15 protein-coding genes are annotated in these 15,373 nt (G+C 65.3%); 5 read left to right on the forward strand and 10 right to left on the reverse strand.

What is annotated here, in order from left to right; genetic code table 11:
• Position 1 precedes the first annotated feature (1 nt).
• The 4 genes from mnmA to E0L29_RS06350 form a co-directional block, all read right to left on the reverse strand.
• Entirely contained in the window at positions 2 to 1,096 is a 1,095-nt protein-coding gene (gene mnmA, locus E0L29_RS06335) for a tRNA 2-thiouridine(34) synthase MnmA (protein WP_131356458.1), read from the reverse strand.
• Between the two features lie 5 nt (positions 1,097 to 1,101).
• Positions 1,102 to 2,781 (reverse strand): electron-transfer flavoprotein:ubiquinone oxidoreductase, encoded by a 1,680-nt coding sequence (locus tag E0L29_RS06340; RefSeq protein WP_131356461.1) that lies wholly within the window; start codon positions 2,779 to 2,781, stop codon positions 1,102 to 1,104.
• Positions 2,782 to 2,805: 24 nt separating this feature from the next.
• Positions 2,806 to 4,188, reverse strand: a complete 1,383-nt coding sequence (mgtE, locus tag E0L29_RS06345) for a magnesium transporter (protein ID WP_131356464.1) — start codon at positions 4,186 to 4,188, stop codon at positions 2,806 to 2,808.
• Positions 4,189 to 4,287: 99 nt separating this feature from the next.
• A complete protein-coding gene (locus tag E0L29_RS06350; protein WP_131356466.1) occupies positions 4,288 to 4,878 on the reverse strand; it encodes a DNA-3-methyladenine glycosylase in 591 nt (196 codons plus the stop codon).
• A 97-nt stretch (positions 4,879 to 4,975) separates the two neighbouring features.
• Between E0L29_RS06350 and E0L29_RS06355 the strand changes: the two genes are divergently transcribed.
• From E0L29_RS06355 to E0L29_RS06370, 4 genes are read left to right on the forward strand one after another with little or no spacing between them, the layout of a single operon-like run.
• Entirely contained in the window at positions 4,976 to 5,773 is a 798-nt protein-coding gene (locus tag E0L29_RS06355) for an AAA family ATPase (protein ID WP_131356469.1), read from the forward strand.
• Positions 5,774 to 5,796: 23 nt separating this feature from the next.
• On the forward strand, positions 5,797 to 6,684 hold the full coding sequence (locus tag E0L29_RS06360) for a ParB/RepB/Spo0J family partition protein (RefSeq protein ID WP_131356472.1): 888 nt from the start codon (positions 5,797 to 5,799) through the stop codon (positions 6,682 to 6,684).
• A gap of 49 nt (positions 6,685 to 6,733) precedes the next feature.
• Entirely contained in the window at positions 6,734 to 7,480 is a 747-nt protein-coding gene (gene dapB / locus E0L29_RS06365) for a 4-hydroxy-tetrahydrodipicolinate reductase (RefSeq protein ID WP_131356475.1), read from the forward strand.
• Positions 7,481 to 7,485: 5 nt separating this feature from the next.
• Entirely contained in the window at positions 7,486 to 8,001 is a 516-nt protein-coding gene (locus tag E0L29_RS06370) for a hypothetical protein (protein WP_131356478.1), read from the forward strand.
• On the opposite strand, the gene menE is transcribed toward E0L29_RS06370, so the two are convergent.
• The 5 genes from menE to E0L29_RS06395 are packed head-to-tail and all read right to left on the reverse strand — an operon-like array spanning position 7,976 to position 13,646.
• Positions 7,976 to 9,454 (reverse strand): o-succinylbenzoate--CoA ligase, encoded by a 1,479-nt coding sequence (gene menE, locus E0L29_RS06375; protein WP_131356481.1) that lies wholly within the window; start codon positions 9,452 to 9,454, stop codon positions 7,976 to 7,978. The two genes, E0L29_RS06370 and menE, sit on opposite strands and share 26 nt — an antisense overlap.
• Positions 9,442 to 10,515 (reverse strand): o-succinylbenzoate synthase, encoded by a 1,074-nt coding sequence (gene menC / locus E0L29_RS06380; RefSeq protein ID WP_131356484.1) that lies wholly within the window; start codon positions 10,513 to 10,515, stop codon positions 9,442 to 9,444. Before menC ends, menE begins: the two co-directional genes overlap by 13 nt.
• Complete coding sequence (menB, locus tag E0L29_RS06385; RefSeq protein WP_131356487.1) at positions 10,512 to 11,333, reverse strand: 1,4-dihydroxy-2-naphthoyl-CoA synthase; 822 nt, start codon at positions 11,331 to 11,333, stop codon at positions 10,512 to 10,514. Before menB ends, menC begins: the two co-directional genes overlap by 4 nt.
• Positions 11,330 to 12,139: a 2-succinyl-6-hydroxy-2,4-cyclohexadiene-1-carboxylate synthase gene (menH, locus tag E0L29_RS06390; RefSeq protein WP_131356490.1), complete on the reverse strand. Its 810-nt coding sequence runs from the start codon at positions 12,137 to 12,139 to the stop codon at positions 11,330 to 11,332. The genes menB and menH overlap by 4 nt, the downstream gene beginning before the upstream one ends.
• Positions 12,126 to 13,646, reverse strand: coding sequence for a sodium-dependent transporter (locus E0L29_RS06395; protein WP_131356493.1), 1,521 nt, complete (start codon positions 13,644 to 13,646; stop codon positions 12,126 to 12,128). The genes menH and E0L29_RS06395 overlap by 14 nt, the downstream gene beginning before the upstream one ends.
• A 220-nt stretch (positions 13,647 to 13,866) precedes the next feature.
• Between E0L29_RS06395 and E0L29_RS06400 the strand changes: the two genes are divergently transcribed.
• Positions 13,867 to 14,448 carry a cell wall hydrolase gene (locus tag E0L29_RS06400; RefSeq protein WP_131356496.1) on the forward strand — a complete coding sequence of 194 codons (582 nt, stop codon included), beginning with the start codon at positions 13,867 to 13,869 and terminating at the stop codon, positions 14,446 to 14,448.
• Between the two features lie 126 nt (positions 14,449 to 14,574).
• Here the strand turns inward: E0L29_RS06400 and E0L29_RS06405 are convergent, their stop codons facing one another.
• Positions 14,575 to 15,306 carry a uridine kinase gene (locus E0L29_RS06405; RefSeq protein WP_131356498.1) on the reverse strand — a complete coding sequence of 244 codons (732 nt, stop codon included), beginning with the start codon at positions 15,304 to 15,306 and terminating at the stop codon, positions 14,575 to 14,577.
• Between the last annotated feature and the right edge of the window lie 67 nt (positions 15,307 to 15,373).

A 15,373-nucleotide genomic window follows, 5' to 3' on the forward strand; every position in this document is an offset into this window, starting at 1 on the left:
GTTACGATTCTTTTCCGGCGGCGGGCCCGGCATCGGTGATGATGCCGCCGCCGAGCACCTCCTCTCCGCGGTAGAAGACGGCGGCCTGGCCAGGGGTGAGGGCGCTTTTGGGCTCGGCGAAGACGACCTCGATCTCCCCTCCCTCCTTGGGGGTGAGGGTGCAGGGGGCGGCGGTGTCGCGGTAGCGGATCCTGGCCGTTGCCTCGAAAGGCGCGGCGGGCGGGTCGAAGGCGATCCAGTTCAGCCGGCCGACCCGGAGGGTTGTGGAGAGGAGCGCGCTTCTGGGGCCGGTATGGAGCGTGTTGGTCTCCGGGTCGATCGAGGTGACGTAGACGGGCTCCCCGGTGGCGGTGCCGAGCCCGCGGCGCTGGCCGACGGTGTAGAACGGGTAGCCGTGGTGGCTGCCGATCAGCTTGCCCGAAGGGTCGAGGATCCCTCCTCCCTCGAGCCGCTCCCGGAGCCCGGGTACCGAGGCTGCAAGCCAGCTGCGGTAGTCGTCGCCGGGGATGAAGCAGATCTCCTGGCTCTCCTTTTTCTCGGCAGCGGTGACGCCGAAGCTTCGGGCGAGTTCGCGGACCTCCTGTTTGGTATGCTCCCCGAGCGGAAACAGGGTCCTGGCGATCTCCTCCTCCGAAAGCATCCAGAGGAAGTAGCTCTGGTCCTTTTTCGGGTCGAGGCCCGCAAGAAGCCGGTGGCGGCCCTCCCTGAATGCGGTGCGGGCGTAGTGTCCGGTCGAGACGAGTTCGGCATCGAGCAGTCGGGCCGCCTCGAGCAGGCCGGCCCACTTGACGGTCTTGTTGCAGAGCATGCAGGGGTTCGGGGTATGCGCAGCGAGGTACTCCTCCCGGAAATAGTCCTCGACCTCACGGCGGAACCGACCGGAGAGGTTGAACCGGTAGACGGGAATATCGAACTCCTTGCGATCCGATATCCTCATCTCCATCGGTTCCGGCCGCGTCGCATCCTCCCCTTCGGCGTGCAGCTGGAGGTGCAGGCCCGTGACCTCGAATCCCTGGCGGACGAGCATGCATGCCGCGACCGAGGAGTCTACCCCGCCGGAGAGGCCGACGAGCACTTTTTTCCTTCTCTTTTCCACGTGCGTCAGCTGAGTTTGTAGCCGGGCCCGCCGCCGCCTTCGGGCGGGACCCAGGTGATGACGCCGTAGGGGTCGGCCTCCTGGCAGGTCTTGCAGTGCAGGCAGTTGGATGGGTTCAGCCGCAGCGCGCTGCCCCCTTCGGCAAGTTCATAGACCCCTGCCGGGCAGAACCGGGTGCAGGGGTTGCGGTACTCCTTCCGGCACCGCTCGAGGCAGATCGAGGCCATGTCCTCTGCCGAGATGCGGAGGTGGCAGGGCTGGTTCTCCTCGTGCACGGTTCCTGATCGGTAGAGGGTGTCGGACTTCGTGAAGGTGAGCCGGCCGTCGGGGGCGTGCTCCCGCTCCTGCTTCTCCAGCTCGGCCATCTCCTTTCGGGATCGGGCGGCCGGATCGGTTCCCTTTCCTGCTCCTTCCCCCAGTCCCTCGAGCAGCGTCGAGCCGGGAAACTTCAGGCTGAAGCCGGTCCGGAGGAGGCCCTGGTAGAGCCCCCCTTCGAACGCCTGGCGGTAGTTGCGGGAGGCCCGCAGCTCCTCGTAGGCCCAGGAGGCGCCGAACCGCTCTTCGTAGCCGGCGAGGCGTCCGGCGGAGAAGTCGCCGCTTTTGAGCGCCTCGAGGAGGGTTTCGGCGGCGAGCATGCCGGACTTCATGGCCAGGTGGATGCCCTTCAGGCGCCGCATGTCGAGCATGCCGGCCGACTCTCCGACGAGCAGGAACCCGGGCCCCGAGATCCGGCCCATGGCGTCGAGCCCTCCGGAGGTGATGGTGCGCGCACCGGACTCGAGCATGGTGCCGCCCTCGAGCAGGCTCCGTACCGACGGGTGCTCCTTGAAGCGCTGCAGGTTGAGGTGCGGGTCGGCCGCCGGCGCCCGGCGCTCGACCGAGGTGACGAAGCCCACCGAGAGCTCCGTGTCGCTGGTCGCATAGATCCACCCGCCGCCGTAGCGGTTCCGGGGAAGGGGGTGGCCGAAGCTGTGGAGGACCTCTCCGGCCGCGATCCTGCCCGGAGGGATCCTCCAGCACTCCTTCACGCCGGTCTCCTGGTCGCGGCCTGCGCCCTCGCCGAGGAGGCTGAAGGTCCGCTGGAGTTCGGACGTGAGGGATCCTCCGGCCCCTTCGCCCACGACGACGGCCTGCGCCCTGAGGATCGGGCCCGGTTCGAATGCCGCTTTGGGGGTGCCGTCCTTTTCTACCCCCTTGTCGTCCGTCACCACTCCGGCGAGTCGGCCCTCCTCGATGAGGGGGGCGACGGCCGCGATGCCTTCGAACAGCTCGATTCCCTCTTCGAGGGCGAGCTCTGCCATCCACTCGCCGAGGCGGGAGATCGAGCAGACGGTGCAGCCTTTGCTGCTCATCGCCTCGGGAACGCCGGGAATCGGGACCCTGCGGTTCCTGGTAAGGTAGGAGACGCTCTCCCGTGTGACGGCGGGACCGGCCGGACAGCCGCGTTCGAGGTAGTCCTCCATGAACTCCCGGAGGGCGCGGTGGTCGAGGATCGCTCCGGAGAGCAGGTGCGCGCCGGCGTAGCGGCCCTTGTCGATGACGGCGATGGAGGGCTCGATCGTTTCCCCGTTTTCAGGGTTGTGTCGGCGGAGCAGGCGGCTGAGGTGGATCGCTCCCGTAAGCGAGGCCGGTCCCGCGCCGATGAAAAGAATGTCGAACTCGAGTGTTTCTCGCTGGATCTGCACGGATGGAAGGGTTTGGGCCTCGTTTCAGAGCAAGATGCCCCCGAGGAGCAGCGAGGCCACGCTGAAGTAGATGACGATGCCGGTCACGTCGACCAGCGTGGCGACGAAGGGCGCCGAGGATGTCGCCGGATCGAGCCCCCAGTGCTTGAGGAGCAGCGGCAGCATGGAGCCGGCAAGGGTGCCGAAGAGGACGATTCCGACGAGCGAGATGCCGACGGTGAGCGCCAGGTACACCCACTGCATGGTGAGCTGGCCGAAAACCATCGACCAGACGACGACCCGGAAGACGCCGATCACGCCGAGCAGGCCGCCGAGGGCGATGCCGGAGATGATTTCGCGTCGCATGACGTTCCACCAGTCGCGGATGGTGATTTCGCCGAGGGCGAGCGAGCGGATGATGAGGGTCGCGGCCTGCGCGCCGGAGTTGCCGCCGCTGGAGATGATGAGCGGGATGAAGGTGGCCAGCACGATGGCTTTTGCAAGCTCCTCCTCGAAGAAGGCCATCGCCGAGGCGGTCAGCATCTCGCCGATGAAGAGCACGACGAGCCAGACGGCGCGCTTCTTGATGAGCTGCGGGATGGGCAGGTCGATGTAGGGCTCTTCGAGGGCTTCGATACCGCCGAATTTCTGGATGTCCTCGGTCTCCTCCTCTTCTGCGACGTCGAGCATGTCGTCGACGGTGACGATGCCGATGAGGTAGCCGTTCGAGTCGACCACCGGGAGGGCGACGGTGTCGTATTTCTTGAAGGCCTCGAGGGCGTCGGTCTGGTCCTGCGTGGCTGTCAGGGTGACGATCTTGTCCTCGGAGACGATGTCGCGGACCTTCTTCTCCGGGCTCGAGAGCAGGAGCTCGCGGGCCATCAGCTCGCCCTTCAGCTTGCCGTGGTCGTCGACGACGTAGATGACGTTGAGGGTTTCGCTCTCGTGGCCGTGGACGCGGATGTATTCGAGGACCTGGTTGATGTTCCAGTCCTTCTTGACGGAGAGGTAGTCGGGCGACATGAGCCTGCCGACGCTGTCTTCGGCGTAGGCGAGCAGGGTCTTGGCGATCTTGAACTCCTTGAAGGAGAGCAGCCGGAGCAGCTCCTGCGTCACGTTGCCCGGGAGCTCCTCGAGCAGGGCCGTACGGTCGTCGGCCGACATGCTGTTGAGGATGTGGGTGACGTCCTTCTGGGTGAGCGCCTCGAGAAGGTTCTGCTGGGAGTCGAGGTCGAGGTACTCGAACGTGTCGGTGGCGACGTTCTTCGGAAGCAGGCGGAAAAGGATGGCCTGTTCGTTTTCGGGGAGGTCGCTTATGAGCTCGGCAAGGTCGACCGGGAGCCAGTCGTTGAATATCCTCTGCAGGGCGCTGAAGTTCCTGCGCTCGATCAGTTCCCTGATTTCTGGAAGGAGTGGGGTTCCGAGCATTCCGGACGTCGTTTAAGGTGGATCCTCTCTTGCCGGTCGTCCCCTAATAAAGGACATTTTTTTTCAACTTTCCAACATCGGCGCGGCTTTTTGTCCCCCTCACGAGGGGCGTCCCTTCGAGACGTGGGGACTTGCGGCAAGGTATTTCCTCCATGGCAGTTCGCGGCTGCGCGTAATGCCGACGCGGCTGCTCGTTGCGATCGCCGAGGGCGGCGGCGGCGGGGCGTCCTCCAGCCAGAACTCATCTCCGAAAAGGTCCCGTCCACTGTCGCCGCAGTCGAGCCGGAGGGCGGCTGCGAGCTTGGCCGGGCCGTTCATCAGCTCCGTCTCCCGCCCGGTCCGGCGCCGCTCCTGCATGAGGGGGATGCCCTCGAGCGGCTCCATCGCCCGCAGGAGCACCGCCCCGGCCACCCCCTCCGGCTCGGTGACGATGTTCAGGAGGTGGTGGCAGCCGTAGGTGAAGTAGACGTAGAGGGTCCCGGGAGCGCGGAACATGACCTCGTTGCGCGGGGTCTTCTTCCTCCAGGCGTGGCAGGCCTCGTCGCCCGATCCGAGGTAGGCCTCGGTTTCGACGATGCGCCCTTTCAGCAGCGCTCCCGAGGCGGCGCGGCGCACGAACACCTTGCCGAGGAGGCGCTCGGTGAGCTCGAGTGTTGAGGCTGTGAAAAATTCTCTCGTGAGGCGCCTCATGGTCAGCGAATAGTAGTTTGCAAAAGCATCTTCAAGTAGTATAATGTAGTATGTCAGATTTGAACTTCAACAGCTCCAAATTCCCCTGCTGAACTACATGGGCCGAGTCATTGCGATTGCAAACCAGAAGGGCGGGGTCGGCAAGACGACCACGGCCGTCAACATTGCCGCCTCCCTTGCGATTTCCGAGTTCAGGACGCTGCTGATCGACATCGACCCCCAGGCCAACGCGACCTCGGGTTTCGGTATCGACAACGGCGAGGAGATCGACAACACCTTCTACCAGGTGATGGTCAAGGGCGGGGAGATCAAGGACGCCATCATGAGCTCCAGCCTTGAGTACCTCGACGTCCTGCCCTCGAACGTGAACCTGGTCGGCATGGAGGTGGAGCTGGTGAACATGCGCGACCGCGAGTACGTGATGCAGAAGGTGCTCAACACGGTCCGCGGCGAGTACGACTACATCATCATCGACTGCCCTCCCTCGCTCGGGCTCATCACCCTCAACGCCCTCACCGCCGCCGACTCGGTGCTCATTCCGGTGCAGGCGGAGTACTACGCGCTCGAGGGCCTCGGCAAGCTGCTCAACACGATCAGCATCGTGCGCAAGCACCTGAACCCGAAGCTGGAGATCGAGGGCGTGCTGGTGACCATGTACGACGCACGGCTCCGGCTCGCCACGCAGGTGGCCGAAGAGGTGCGGAAGTTTTTCAAGGACAAGGTATACCGTACCCACATCCGCAGGAACGTGCGGCTCTCCGAGGCTCCGAGCCACGGCATGCCGGCCCTCCTGTACGATGCCCAGAGCATCGGCTCCAAGGACTATCTGGACCTCGTCCGGGAGATCTTCGAGCGGGACGGCAACATCAAGAAATTCAAGGTCCGGCAGCGCTAGCTTCCGGCAGCTAACAGAGGGATATGGCCAAAAACGCACTGGGAAAAGGCCTGAAGGCGCTCATTCCCGAAGAGGGCTTCTCACGCTCCGGCCGTGAAGAGAGCGGAACGGAGGCGGTGGAGGGCGTGATCGCCAGCCTTCCGGTCGGGAAGATCCACGCCAACCCGTTCCAGCCCCGAAAGGAGTTCGACGAGACGGCCCTCGAGGAGCTGATGAACTCCATCCTCGAAAACGGCATCATCCAGCCGGTGACGGTGCAGCGCGACGGGGACGGCTACCAGCTCATCAGCGGCGAGCGTCGCCTGAGGGCGGTGAAGAAGGCCGGCTACAAGTTCATTCCCGCCTACCTCATCGAGGCCAAGACCGACCAGAGCAAGCTCGAGCTCGCCCTTATCGAGAACATCCAGCGCGAGGACCTCAACGCGATCGAAGTCGCCCTGGCGCTCAGGAGCCTGACGACCAAGTGCCGCCTGACCCAGGACGAGGTCGCCAGGAAGGTCGGCAAGAACCGCTCTTCGGTCAGCAATTTCCTCCGCCTGCTCAAGCTTCCGCTGCAGGTGCAGGACAGCATCCGCAACCGGGAGATCTCCTTCGGGCACGCCCGCGCCCTCATCAACCTGCCCAACGAACAGCAGCAGCTGAGGGTCTGGAAGCAGGTGGTCTCCCGCCAGCTCTCGGTCCGGCAGACCGAGGCCCTCGTCGCGCGCCTGTTCCGCGAGCAGGGTGCCACCGGGGGGAAAGAGAAGCCGGAGCGCGAGCCGCATGTCGCCCAGCTCGAGTCGCTCCTGCGCAACAAGCTCGCCACGAAGGTCCGCATCATCGAGAAGAAGGGCGGCAAGGGCGAGATCCACATCCAGTATTTTTCCAGTGACGACCTCGACCGTATACTCGAGATCATGAGCGACGAATGAGTTTCCGGGGCCCGTCACGCCTCAACCGCACAAGCACGTACGATACACTATGAAGTTTACCCTGGTAGGCAACGGACGGATGGGCCAGCAGGTTGCCGCCGTCATCAGCCGCTCCGGCATCCATGAAACCGCCTCCGTCCTCGACGTGGACGCCCTGATCACCCCCGAATCCTTCCGGGGCAGCGACGCCATCATCGATTTCACCGTCCGCGACGCATTCCTCCAGAACCTCGACGCGATGCTCGCCTCGGGCGTGCCGATCGTGGCCGGGACGACCGGCTGGGACGACGTCAGGGGAGCGGTCGCAGAAAAAGTGAAGTCGGCCGGCGCCTCGCTGCTCTACTCGGCCAACTTCTCCCTCGGCGTGAATATTTTCCTCCGCACCGTGCGCGAGGCCGCACGCCTCATCGAGCCCTTCGAGCAGTTCGACATCGCCTTCTCGGAACAGCACCATACCGCCAAGGCCGATTTCCCGAGCGGCACGGCCCTTGCCGCCGCCGAGCGGATCCTCGAGGCCAACAGCCGCAAGAAAACGATCGTCCGCCAGCTTTCCGACGACCGGCGCATCCGGCCCGACGAACTGCAGGTGGCTGCCATCCGGCTCGGCGGCGTCTTCGGCAAGCATACGGCATACATCGACTCCGAAGCCGACGAGATCGTGATCTCCCATACCGCAAAGAACCGCTCCGGCTTCGCCTCCGGCGCTGTTGAGAGTGCCGCATGGCTCGCCATGCGCCACAGGACGGCACCCGGGTTCTACACCATGGACGACTTCCTCAACGAAAGACTTGCCTGAGCTCCATGGCGTTCCGTGAAAAACTCTTTGCCGTCATGCTGACGGCCGCCATCGTCGTCCTCACGACGACGGTGCCGTACCTGACGCTCCTCAACGTCTTCCTCTTCCTCGGGATCTTCCTTGCCGGCTCGATCGCCCTCAACCGGAGCATCCTGCGCTTCCAGGTGCGCCTTGCCTACAACGAGGCCTTCATTCTCGCCTTCTTCGGCGGCATCGTCGGGGGGATCTTTTCCGAGGCGATCTCGTGGGTGCTGATGGAGACCCTCTCCTACCGGCCGGGCACCGAGAGCCTCTCGCTCGTCATCGACTGGGTGGTGGAGACGGCCCGAAACCGGCCCGAACTGCAGCCGCAGGTGCAGGCACTGCTCGAGGCCGAAAAGCTCGCCCTCGCCCCGGTTTCGCTGAGCCTTACCGACCTTCTTGCCAGCATGCTCTTCTCGGCGGCCTTCTACGCTCCCATCGCCGGGTTCGGCGGGATGTGGGCCGTCTTCCGCCTCAAGCGCAGGGCGGCCCGCCGCTAGACTCCGGCCGGCGGTACTCGCGGGCCAATTGCCGGTACCACGCCCGGTCGATCTTCTCCGAACCCGGAAGCGTCGCCCACTGGCATACCCTGAAAAACACCACCGGCGTCTTCAGCCGTCCGACCCTCCGCTGCATTCCGGTCCGGAGGGTTTCCTCGTCGGGGCCTTCCGCCGGGGAGGTCTCTATGAAGGCCGCGGCGCGCTCGCCGTACTCGGGGTCCGGGATCGGGGCCACCACGGCCGCCCGCACCCCTTCGACTGCCGTGAGCTCGCGCTCGATCTCCTCCGGGTGGATGTTCTCTCCTCCCGAGATGAACATCCCGTCCTTCCTGCCCTCCACCACCACCGAGCCGTCCTCCAGGATGCGGCCCATGTCGCCGGTGTGGAACCACCCCCGGGCGTCGCGGCAGGGGTCCACCTCTTCCCCGCGGAGGTAGCCCGAAAAGAGGCAGCGGCCGCGGACGAGGAGCTCTCCGTCGGGGGCACGGCGAAGCTCGCGCCACCTGAGCACCTGTCCGCTGTCCTCTCGGGCGCCCCGGACCGGTCCGGGGGTGGTGGCGATTTGCGAGCCCATCTCGGTCGAGCCGTAGCTGAGATAGACAGGGAGCCCCTTTCGGGCCGCTTCGTCGACGAGGCGGGTCGAGGCCGCGCTGCCGCCGAGGAGGATGGCCCTGATCCCCTTCGCCTCCTCCTGTCCCCTTCCACTCTCGATGAGCCGGTAGAGCTGGGTGGGCACGAGCGAGAGGTGCGTCGGGAGGAACCGTTCGAGGGTGTGGGGGAGGGGCGTTCCCTGGCGGTCGAGTGCGAGGGCTCCTCCCGAAGCGAGCGCCCGGAAGATGGGCGCGTACCCTCCGACGTGGAAGAGCGGAAGCGAGAGCAGCCAGGTGTCGCCCCGCCCGAACGGGATGTTCAGGTTCGAGCCGAGCGCGTTGTACCAGTGGTTTTCGAGCGAGTGGACGGCCGCTTTCGCCGGGCCGGTGCTCGCCGAGGTATGGATGAGGGTTGCAGGCCTGTCGGCCGGGCCCGGGTCGGGCAGTGCATGGTCGAAGCCGCGGGATTCGGCCATGAGCCGGACGATATCCTCCGTTTCCGCGGCGGCATCCATTTCGAGCGGCGAGCCCTCGCCGGTGAGGGTGAGGGCGGGGCGGAGTGCCTCGAGCATCTGGCGGAGCCGGGCTTCGGGAAGGCGGTGGTTGAGCGGCGCGGCCACCATGCCGGCGCGCAGGAGGGCGAGGAGCAGCAGGACGCTTTCGGGGGTGCCCGTCGAGACGACGGCGACGCGGTCCCCCTTCTCCAGGCCCCGGGCGAGGAGCATGGAGGCGATCCGGCCGGCGGCCTGGCTGCATGCTTCGAAAGAGAGGACGGCGTCGGGAGTGCGGAGCAGGGGCGCATCCCGGTAGAGGGACGCCGCCGCGGCGACGGGGTCGTTCGGTGGGGCGCTCAGAGGGTCCATATCGAGGCGAGGCTGAGCCTGCGGGTTTCGACCCGGCAGCTTTCCCGGTAGATGGCCTCCGGCTTGAGCACTCCGCCTTCGCTCCTCGGCGGATTCCGGGAGAGGTCGACCTTGAGGCTGCGGAAGGTGTCGAGCCCGCAGGCTGCCGGGCGGGGCGAGGTCGCCGCGGCCAGGAGGGTGTAGAAGCCGAGGCTTACGCCGCTTTCGTAGGCGGAGCTGAAGACCACCTCCATTCCGTGCTCCGCGGCGTGGCTGACCAGCCGGAGGACTGCGGCGAGCCCGCCGAGGCAGTTGGGCTTGAGGACAAGGGCGCCGACGGCCTTTTCGGGAAGGGACTCGAAGAGGCCGGGCTTCTGCCAGAGGGTTTCGTCGAGCGCGGAAGAGAGGCCGGTCCTGTTATGGAATTCGGCGATGTTCCGGGGTTCTCTCAGCGGCTCCTCGATGTAGGAGACGCTCCCTTCCGGCAGCTCCCGGGCGAACCGTACGGCCTCTTCGAGCGTGAAGGCCTGGTTGGCGTCGAGCCGGAGCCTGGCCCGGCCTTCGAACATGCGGTGCAGCTCGCGTACCGAGTCGAGCGCCCGCCCGCGCTCTTCGAGCCGCACCTTCAGCTTGAAGGCGCGGTAGCCGGCCCGGAAGCTCGCTTCGGCATGGGCGAGCACGCTCTCGGTCGGTCCCGCCAGAAGCGCGTTGAGCGGAACGGCGGGGAGGGGTGAGCGGGCGTCGAGGCCGAAGGGCCGGCGGCCGGTGATGGAGGCTTCGAGGTTCATGACCGCCATTTCGAGCCCCATGCGTACCGAAGGGAAGAGTCCTTCGGTGCACAGCGAGGAGCCGTTTTCGCCGTGGCGGGAAAGGGTTTCGAGGATCTGTCGCTCGGCGCCCTCGAGCGTCTCGCGGTGCAGGCCGGGAAGGGGGGCGATTTCGCCCCACGCGCCGTGGGCGCCGTCCTCGCTTTTCAGTGCCAGGAGCAGGCCCTCCCGGTTCAGGAGGCGGCGGCCCCTGACGCTGACCGGTTCGGTGAAGGGAAGGGTGTACCGGTAGAGATAGGCGTAGGAGGCGCTCAAGGCCGTTTCGGGAATCGGCCGAAGTCGGGCTTGCGCTTCTCGACGAAGGCGTTGCGGCCTTCCTGCCCTTCTTCGCTCATGTAGTAGAGCATGGTGGCGTTGCCGGCAAGTTCCTGCAGGCCTGCCTGCCCGTCGCAGTCGGCGTTCAGCGACGCCTTCAGGCAGCGGATCGCAAGCGGAGAGTTCTCCAGGATCTCGCGGCACCACTGCACGGTCTCCTCCTCGAGCTTCTCGAGCGGGACGACGGTGTTGACGAGCCCCATCTGGAGCGCCTGCTGTGCATCGTACTGGCGGCAGAGGTACCAGATCTCGCGGGCCTTTTTCTGGCCGACGAGGCGCGCCATGTAGCTGGCTCCCCAGCCTCCGTCGAAGGAGCCGACCCGGGGGCCGGTCTGGCCGAAGCGGGCGTTCTCGGCCGCGATGGTGAGGTCGCAGAGCATGTGCAGCACGTGGCCGCCGCCGATGGCGTAGCCGGCGACCATGGCGATCACCGGTTTCGGGCAGGTGCGGATGTCGCGCTGGAAGTCGAGCACGTTGAGCTTGTTGACCCCTTTGGCGTCGGCGTAGCCGGCGTTGCCGCGGATCTTCTGGTCGCCGCCGGAGCAGAAGGCCAGATCTCCCGCGCCGGTCAGGATGACGACGCCGATCTGCTCGTCGTTGCGCGCATCCTGCAGGGCTTCGATCATCTGTTCGACCGTCTGGGGACGGAAGGCGTTGCGCCGCTCGGGACGGTTGATGGTGATCTTGGCGATACCTTCGGCTTTATGGTAGAGGATATCGGAGAATTCGCCTGCGCTGGTCCAGTTGACGGTGCTCATGATCTGAATGCTTGATGCTGGTTGAAAAAATCGAGCAGCTTCCGGAGGAACACCTCCCGCTCTTCGATATGCAGGGTGTGGCCGCACCCCTCGAAGAGCTCGAGGCTCGACATGGAATGCAAAGTAACCATTTGCCGGCCAATCTCAACGTATTTGGCGTCTTTTTGGCCCGCCATGAAGAGCATCGGCACGCGGCTTTCGGGAAGCATCTGCCAGAACGGGGGCTGGCTTCCGGTGCCGAGCAGGCGCAGCGCCGCGGCCAGTTTTCGCGGCTCTCCCTCTCTGCGTTTCGAGTCGATCTCCCCGAAGAGCGGATGTGCTTTCAGGGTCGAAAAGAGCGGCATCTGGTACCACGCCTCGATGAAGCCTCCGAAATTCCTCTCGATCTTGCGCGCGATTCCCTCGTCGCTCCTCCGGCGTGCGGAGCGCTCCTCTTCCGTCTTGAGGCCCGGGGAGGAGGAGACGATAACCGCCGCCGAAAAGAGGTCGGGGTGGCGGAGCGAGAGGGCGAGGCCGATCCTCCCCCCCATCGAGTAGCCGACGAGGAATCCCGGCGTTCCTCGGCGGCGCACGAGGTCGGCAATGGCGTCGACGCATTCCGTGAAGTAGCGCTCCGGGTCCCCCTCTTCGGGGACGGGCGCCGTTCCGTGTCCGGGAAGGTCGACGAGCAGCGAGCAGTAGTCCGCTTCGAGCCGTCGGGCATGGCCGAGCCAGTCGCTGCCCGCGCCGAGGAACCCGTGGAGGAAGAGGATCCAGGGATTTTCCTCCCGGCCGACGCTCGTCAGCTGGATTTCAGAGCTCCTCACCACGCCCCCCTTTGAGATGGTTGTCGGTTTTCCACTGCCGGGTGGCCAAAACGAAGGCGCCGAGCAGCGAAATGCCCATCCAGCTTCCGCCGATCGCCATAAGGCTGCCCCAGGAGTAGTTGCCGTAGGCGCTCATGAGTTCGCGGACCAGCTGGTTGAGCAGGATGACGCAGAGGAAGAGGGGGAGTGCGAAGCGGATGGTCAGGTTCCACCAGGTGCCGAGCTGGAGTTTCGAAACCCGGTTGAGGTGGCGGCGGATGATTTCGAGCCGGAAGAACCAGCCGACGGCGAGGCATTCGAGCAGGCCGGCCACGATCAGGCCGTAATTGTTGATGAAGTGGTCGACGATGTCGAGCCAGAGCAGGCCGCCTTTCGTCGTGAAGACGAGCCCGCCGGCGAAGCCGAGCACGGAGAGCACGCTGACGAGCATGGGGCGGTTGATGGCGAACTTGTCTTCGACGCCGGAAACGAAGGCCTCGACGATGGAGATCGAGGAGGAGAGGCCGGCCACCGTAAGGCTCAGGAAGAAGAGAACGCCGAAGACGGGGCCCGAGGCGCCGAGCAGCGAGATGGCCTTCGGGTAGGCGACGAAGGCGAGGCCGATGCTCTGCTGCACCACCTTTTCGATCGGGATGCCCTGGGTTGCGGACATGAAACCGAGGACGGCGAAGACGCCGAATCCCGACAGCAGCGAGAATGCGCTGTTGGCAAGCGCGGTGATGACGGCGCTTCCCGTCATGTTCGACTCATAGGGCATGTAGCTGGCGTAGGCGATCATGATGCCGAAGCCGAGGCTGAGCGTGAAGAAGATCTGGCCGTAGGCGCTCACCCATACCATCGGGTCGGCGAGTTTGGAGAAGTCGGGCCGGAGGTAGGCCTCCACCCCCACCATGGCTCCCTCCAGGTTCAGTGCCCAGAAGACCAGGGCCAGGGTGAGCAGGAGCAGGAGGGGCATGAAGATCTTGTTGGCCAGTTCGATGCCGCGGCCGACGCCGCGGATGATGATGGCCCAGTTCAGCAGCCAGACCACGAGGAGCGCGATGAATATCGGCGGACGCACGGAGCCGATTTCGGCGGGGGAGGAGCTCACCTGCAGGAACGACTCGAAAAAGAACCGGTTGGGGTCGTCACCCCAGGCGAGGGTGAGGGAGTAGAAGAGGTAGTCGAGGCACCAGGCGATCACCACCGAATAGTAGAGGACGATGCCGAACATCGTGAAGAGGAGGGGCCACCAGCCGAGCCACTCCCACCGGGGGCTGATCTTGTGGAAGGCGAGCGGGGCGCTGCCGAAGCGCTCGTGGCCGATGCCGAACTCGAGGATGAGGAGCGGCAGGCCGGCCGTCAGGAGGGCGACGAGGTAGGGGATGAGGAAGGCTCCGCCGCCGTTCTCGTAGGTCAGGTACGAAAACCGCCAGATGTTGCCCAGCCCGACGGCCGAGCCGATGGCGGCAAGGATGAAACCGGTCCTGGATTTCCAGCTGTTTCTTTCGGGGCTCGTGTGTGGCATGCTCGAAACGCTCTTGTGGTTCGTGTGGGTGGTTCTGCAGAAAGTACGGAAAAGATGCCTGTTTTCAGCGCCGTGCGCCGGGCCCGCCCGGCCCGGCACGCTCCTCCCTGCGGGATAAATCAAAATTTTCGTAATTTGCCTTGAAGCAGCGTCTACGCTCGCATGAATCCCGCCAACCAATCCCTCCGGAATCCGGAGCGGCTGAAAAGGAGGATGGGGCATGAAAAAGATGAAACGGCATGTCAGGCAGTGGGTGGGAGCCTTTCCCGCAAAACGGCTCCGCAAGGTCGGCGGCGCAGTCGCCATGGCCGGCCTGTTCTCGGCAGGCGTCGCAGCCCGCCACCACCACCATCCCGCCCCGGGCCATACCGGCAGCGCGGCCGAGCAGTCGGCCCACGCTTCTGCGGGCAGGCTCGCCTCTATCGATTCGGCCGAGCTCAAGTGGCTCGCCCGGAACATCTACCACGAGGCGCGCGGTGAATCCTGGGACGGCATGCTCGCCGTCGGCGTCGTTACCCTCAACCGTGTGAAATCATCCCGCTACCCCGATACGATCGAGGGGGTCGTCAAGCAGTACAAGCAGTTCAGCTGGTACTGGGACGGCATGGCCGACCGCGAGCCCAACCGCAAGGCGTGGGAGAAGGCGATGGCGGCGGCGCTGGAGGTGATGCTCAACCCCGACCTGCCCATCGCCAGGAACCTCGAGGGCGTGCTCTTCTACCATGCCGACTACGTAAAGCCCTACTGGGCCGACACCCGCACCGAAGTGGCGACGGTCGGGCGGCACGTCTTCTACCTGTAGCCACCCTCTGTAGCCACCCTTCCATGCAAGACGGGCCCCGTCGCTTCGGGGCCCGCCCGCTCTCCGGTGATCCGTGTCGTTATCCGTGCAGGCTTCGCCTGCTCTCTGTCGCTTGTGCCGTGCCGCTCAGCGGTTCCCGGACGGGTAGACGGCCATGTGGGGGGCCTTCTGCTGCCACGGCCGGGGGGCCTGGTTGGCGACCTGGGGGTCGAAGACCCGGTAGTGTTTGTCGATGTGCAGGTCCGCCAGGGGCTTGAGGGCGCTGACGTGCCGGTGCTCCTGTTCGAGGACCTTCCAGCGGTAGCCGTCCGTCGGCTCCTTGCAGCGCAGCATCTGGCTGAGTTTCGTTTCGTGGTAGGTGAGGTCGATGAAGACCTTGAGGTCCACGCCTTCCGTGCGGATGGCGTAGAGGCCGTCGATGATGAGCAGCTGGATCTTGCTGAAGTCGGTGCGGAGCCGGTCGACCTCCTCGGTGATGATGTCGATGCAGGGGATCGAGGCCGTGCGGTTCCGGCGGAAATCCTCGATGTTGCAGTGCAGCTCCTCCCAGTCGTATTCCTGTACGCCGACGGCCTCGTAGTTGCTCTCGATGCGGTGTTTCCGCCGGTCGAGCGGATGGACGTGGTAGTAGTTGTCGGTGTGGAGGATCTTGACCCGGATGCCGCGGCCTTTGAGCAGGAGGGCAAGCGAGTGCGAAAGCTCGGATTTTCCTGCGCCCGATTCGCCCGATATGGCTACGACGAACTTTTCGCCGGGCTGTTTTTTGCGGAGCAGCTCGAGATCCAGGAGCACCCGCTCCAGGATGGCGCCCGCAGCCGATTTGTGCTGGTCGTTGATCAGCAGTACGTCTCCCAACATGGCCGGAAACTTCTTGGTTGCTTCTCATTCAACGCCGGCATCCAGCTGATGCCTGCCTTAAAGGTAA

Source organism: Chlorobium sp. N1 (assembly GCF_004332115.1).
GTDB lineage: Bacteria > Bacteroidota > Chlorobiia > Chlorobiales > Chlorobiaceae > Chlorobium.

Coding starts and splice junctions, on each gene's coding strand:
- E0L29_RS06370 (WP_131356478.1), top strand. CDS start 7,486: ATGGCGTTCCGTGAAAAACTCTTTGCCGTCATGCTGACGGCCGCCATC.
- menB (WP_131356487.1), bottom strand. CDS start 11,333: ATGAGCACCGTCAACTGGACCAGCGCAGGCGAATTCTCCGATATCCTC.
- menE (WP_131356481.1), bottom strand. CDS start 9,454: ATGGACCCTCTGAGCGCCCCACCGAACGACCCCGTCGCCGCGGCGGCG.
- E0L29_RS06360 (WP_131356472.1), top strand. CDS start 5,797: ATGGCCAAAAACGCACTGGGAAAAGGCCTGAAGGCGCTCATTCCCGAA.
- E0L29_RS06395 (WP_131356493.1), bottom strand. CDS start 13,646: ATGCCACACACGAGCCCCGAAAGAAACAGCTGGAAATCCAGGACCGGT.
- E0L29_RS06400 (WP_131356496.1), top strand. CDS start 13,867: ATGAAAAAGATGAAACGGCATGTCAGGCAGTGGGTGGGAGCCTTTCCC.
- E0L29_RS06350 (WP_131356466.1), bottom strand. CDS start 4,878: ATGAGGCGCCTCACGAGAGAATTTTTCACAGCCTCAACACTCGAGCTC.
- dapB (WP_131356475.1), top strand. CDS start 6,734: ATGAAGTTTACCCTGGTAGGCAACGGACGGATGGGCCAGCAGGTTGCC.
- E0L29_RS06405 (WP_131356498.1), bottom strand. CDS start 15,306: ATGTTGGGAGACGTACTGCTGATCAACGACCAGCACAAATCGGCTGCG.
- mgtE (WP_131356464.1), bottom strand. CDS start 4,188: ATGCTCGGAACCCCACTCCTTCCAGAAATCAGGGAACTGATCGAGCGC.
- E0L29_RS06355 (WP_131356469.1), top strand. CDS start 4,976: ATGGGCCGAGTCATTGCGATTGCAAACCAGAAGGGCGGGGTCGGCAAG.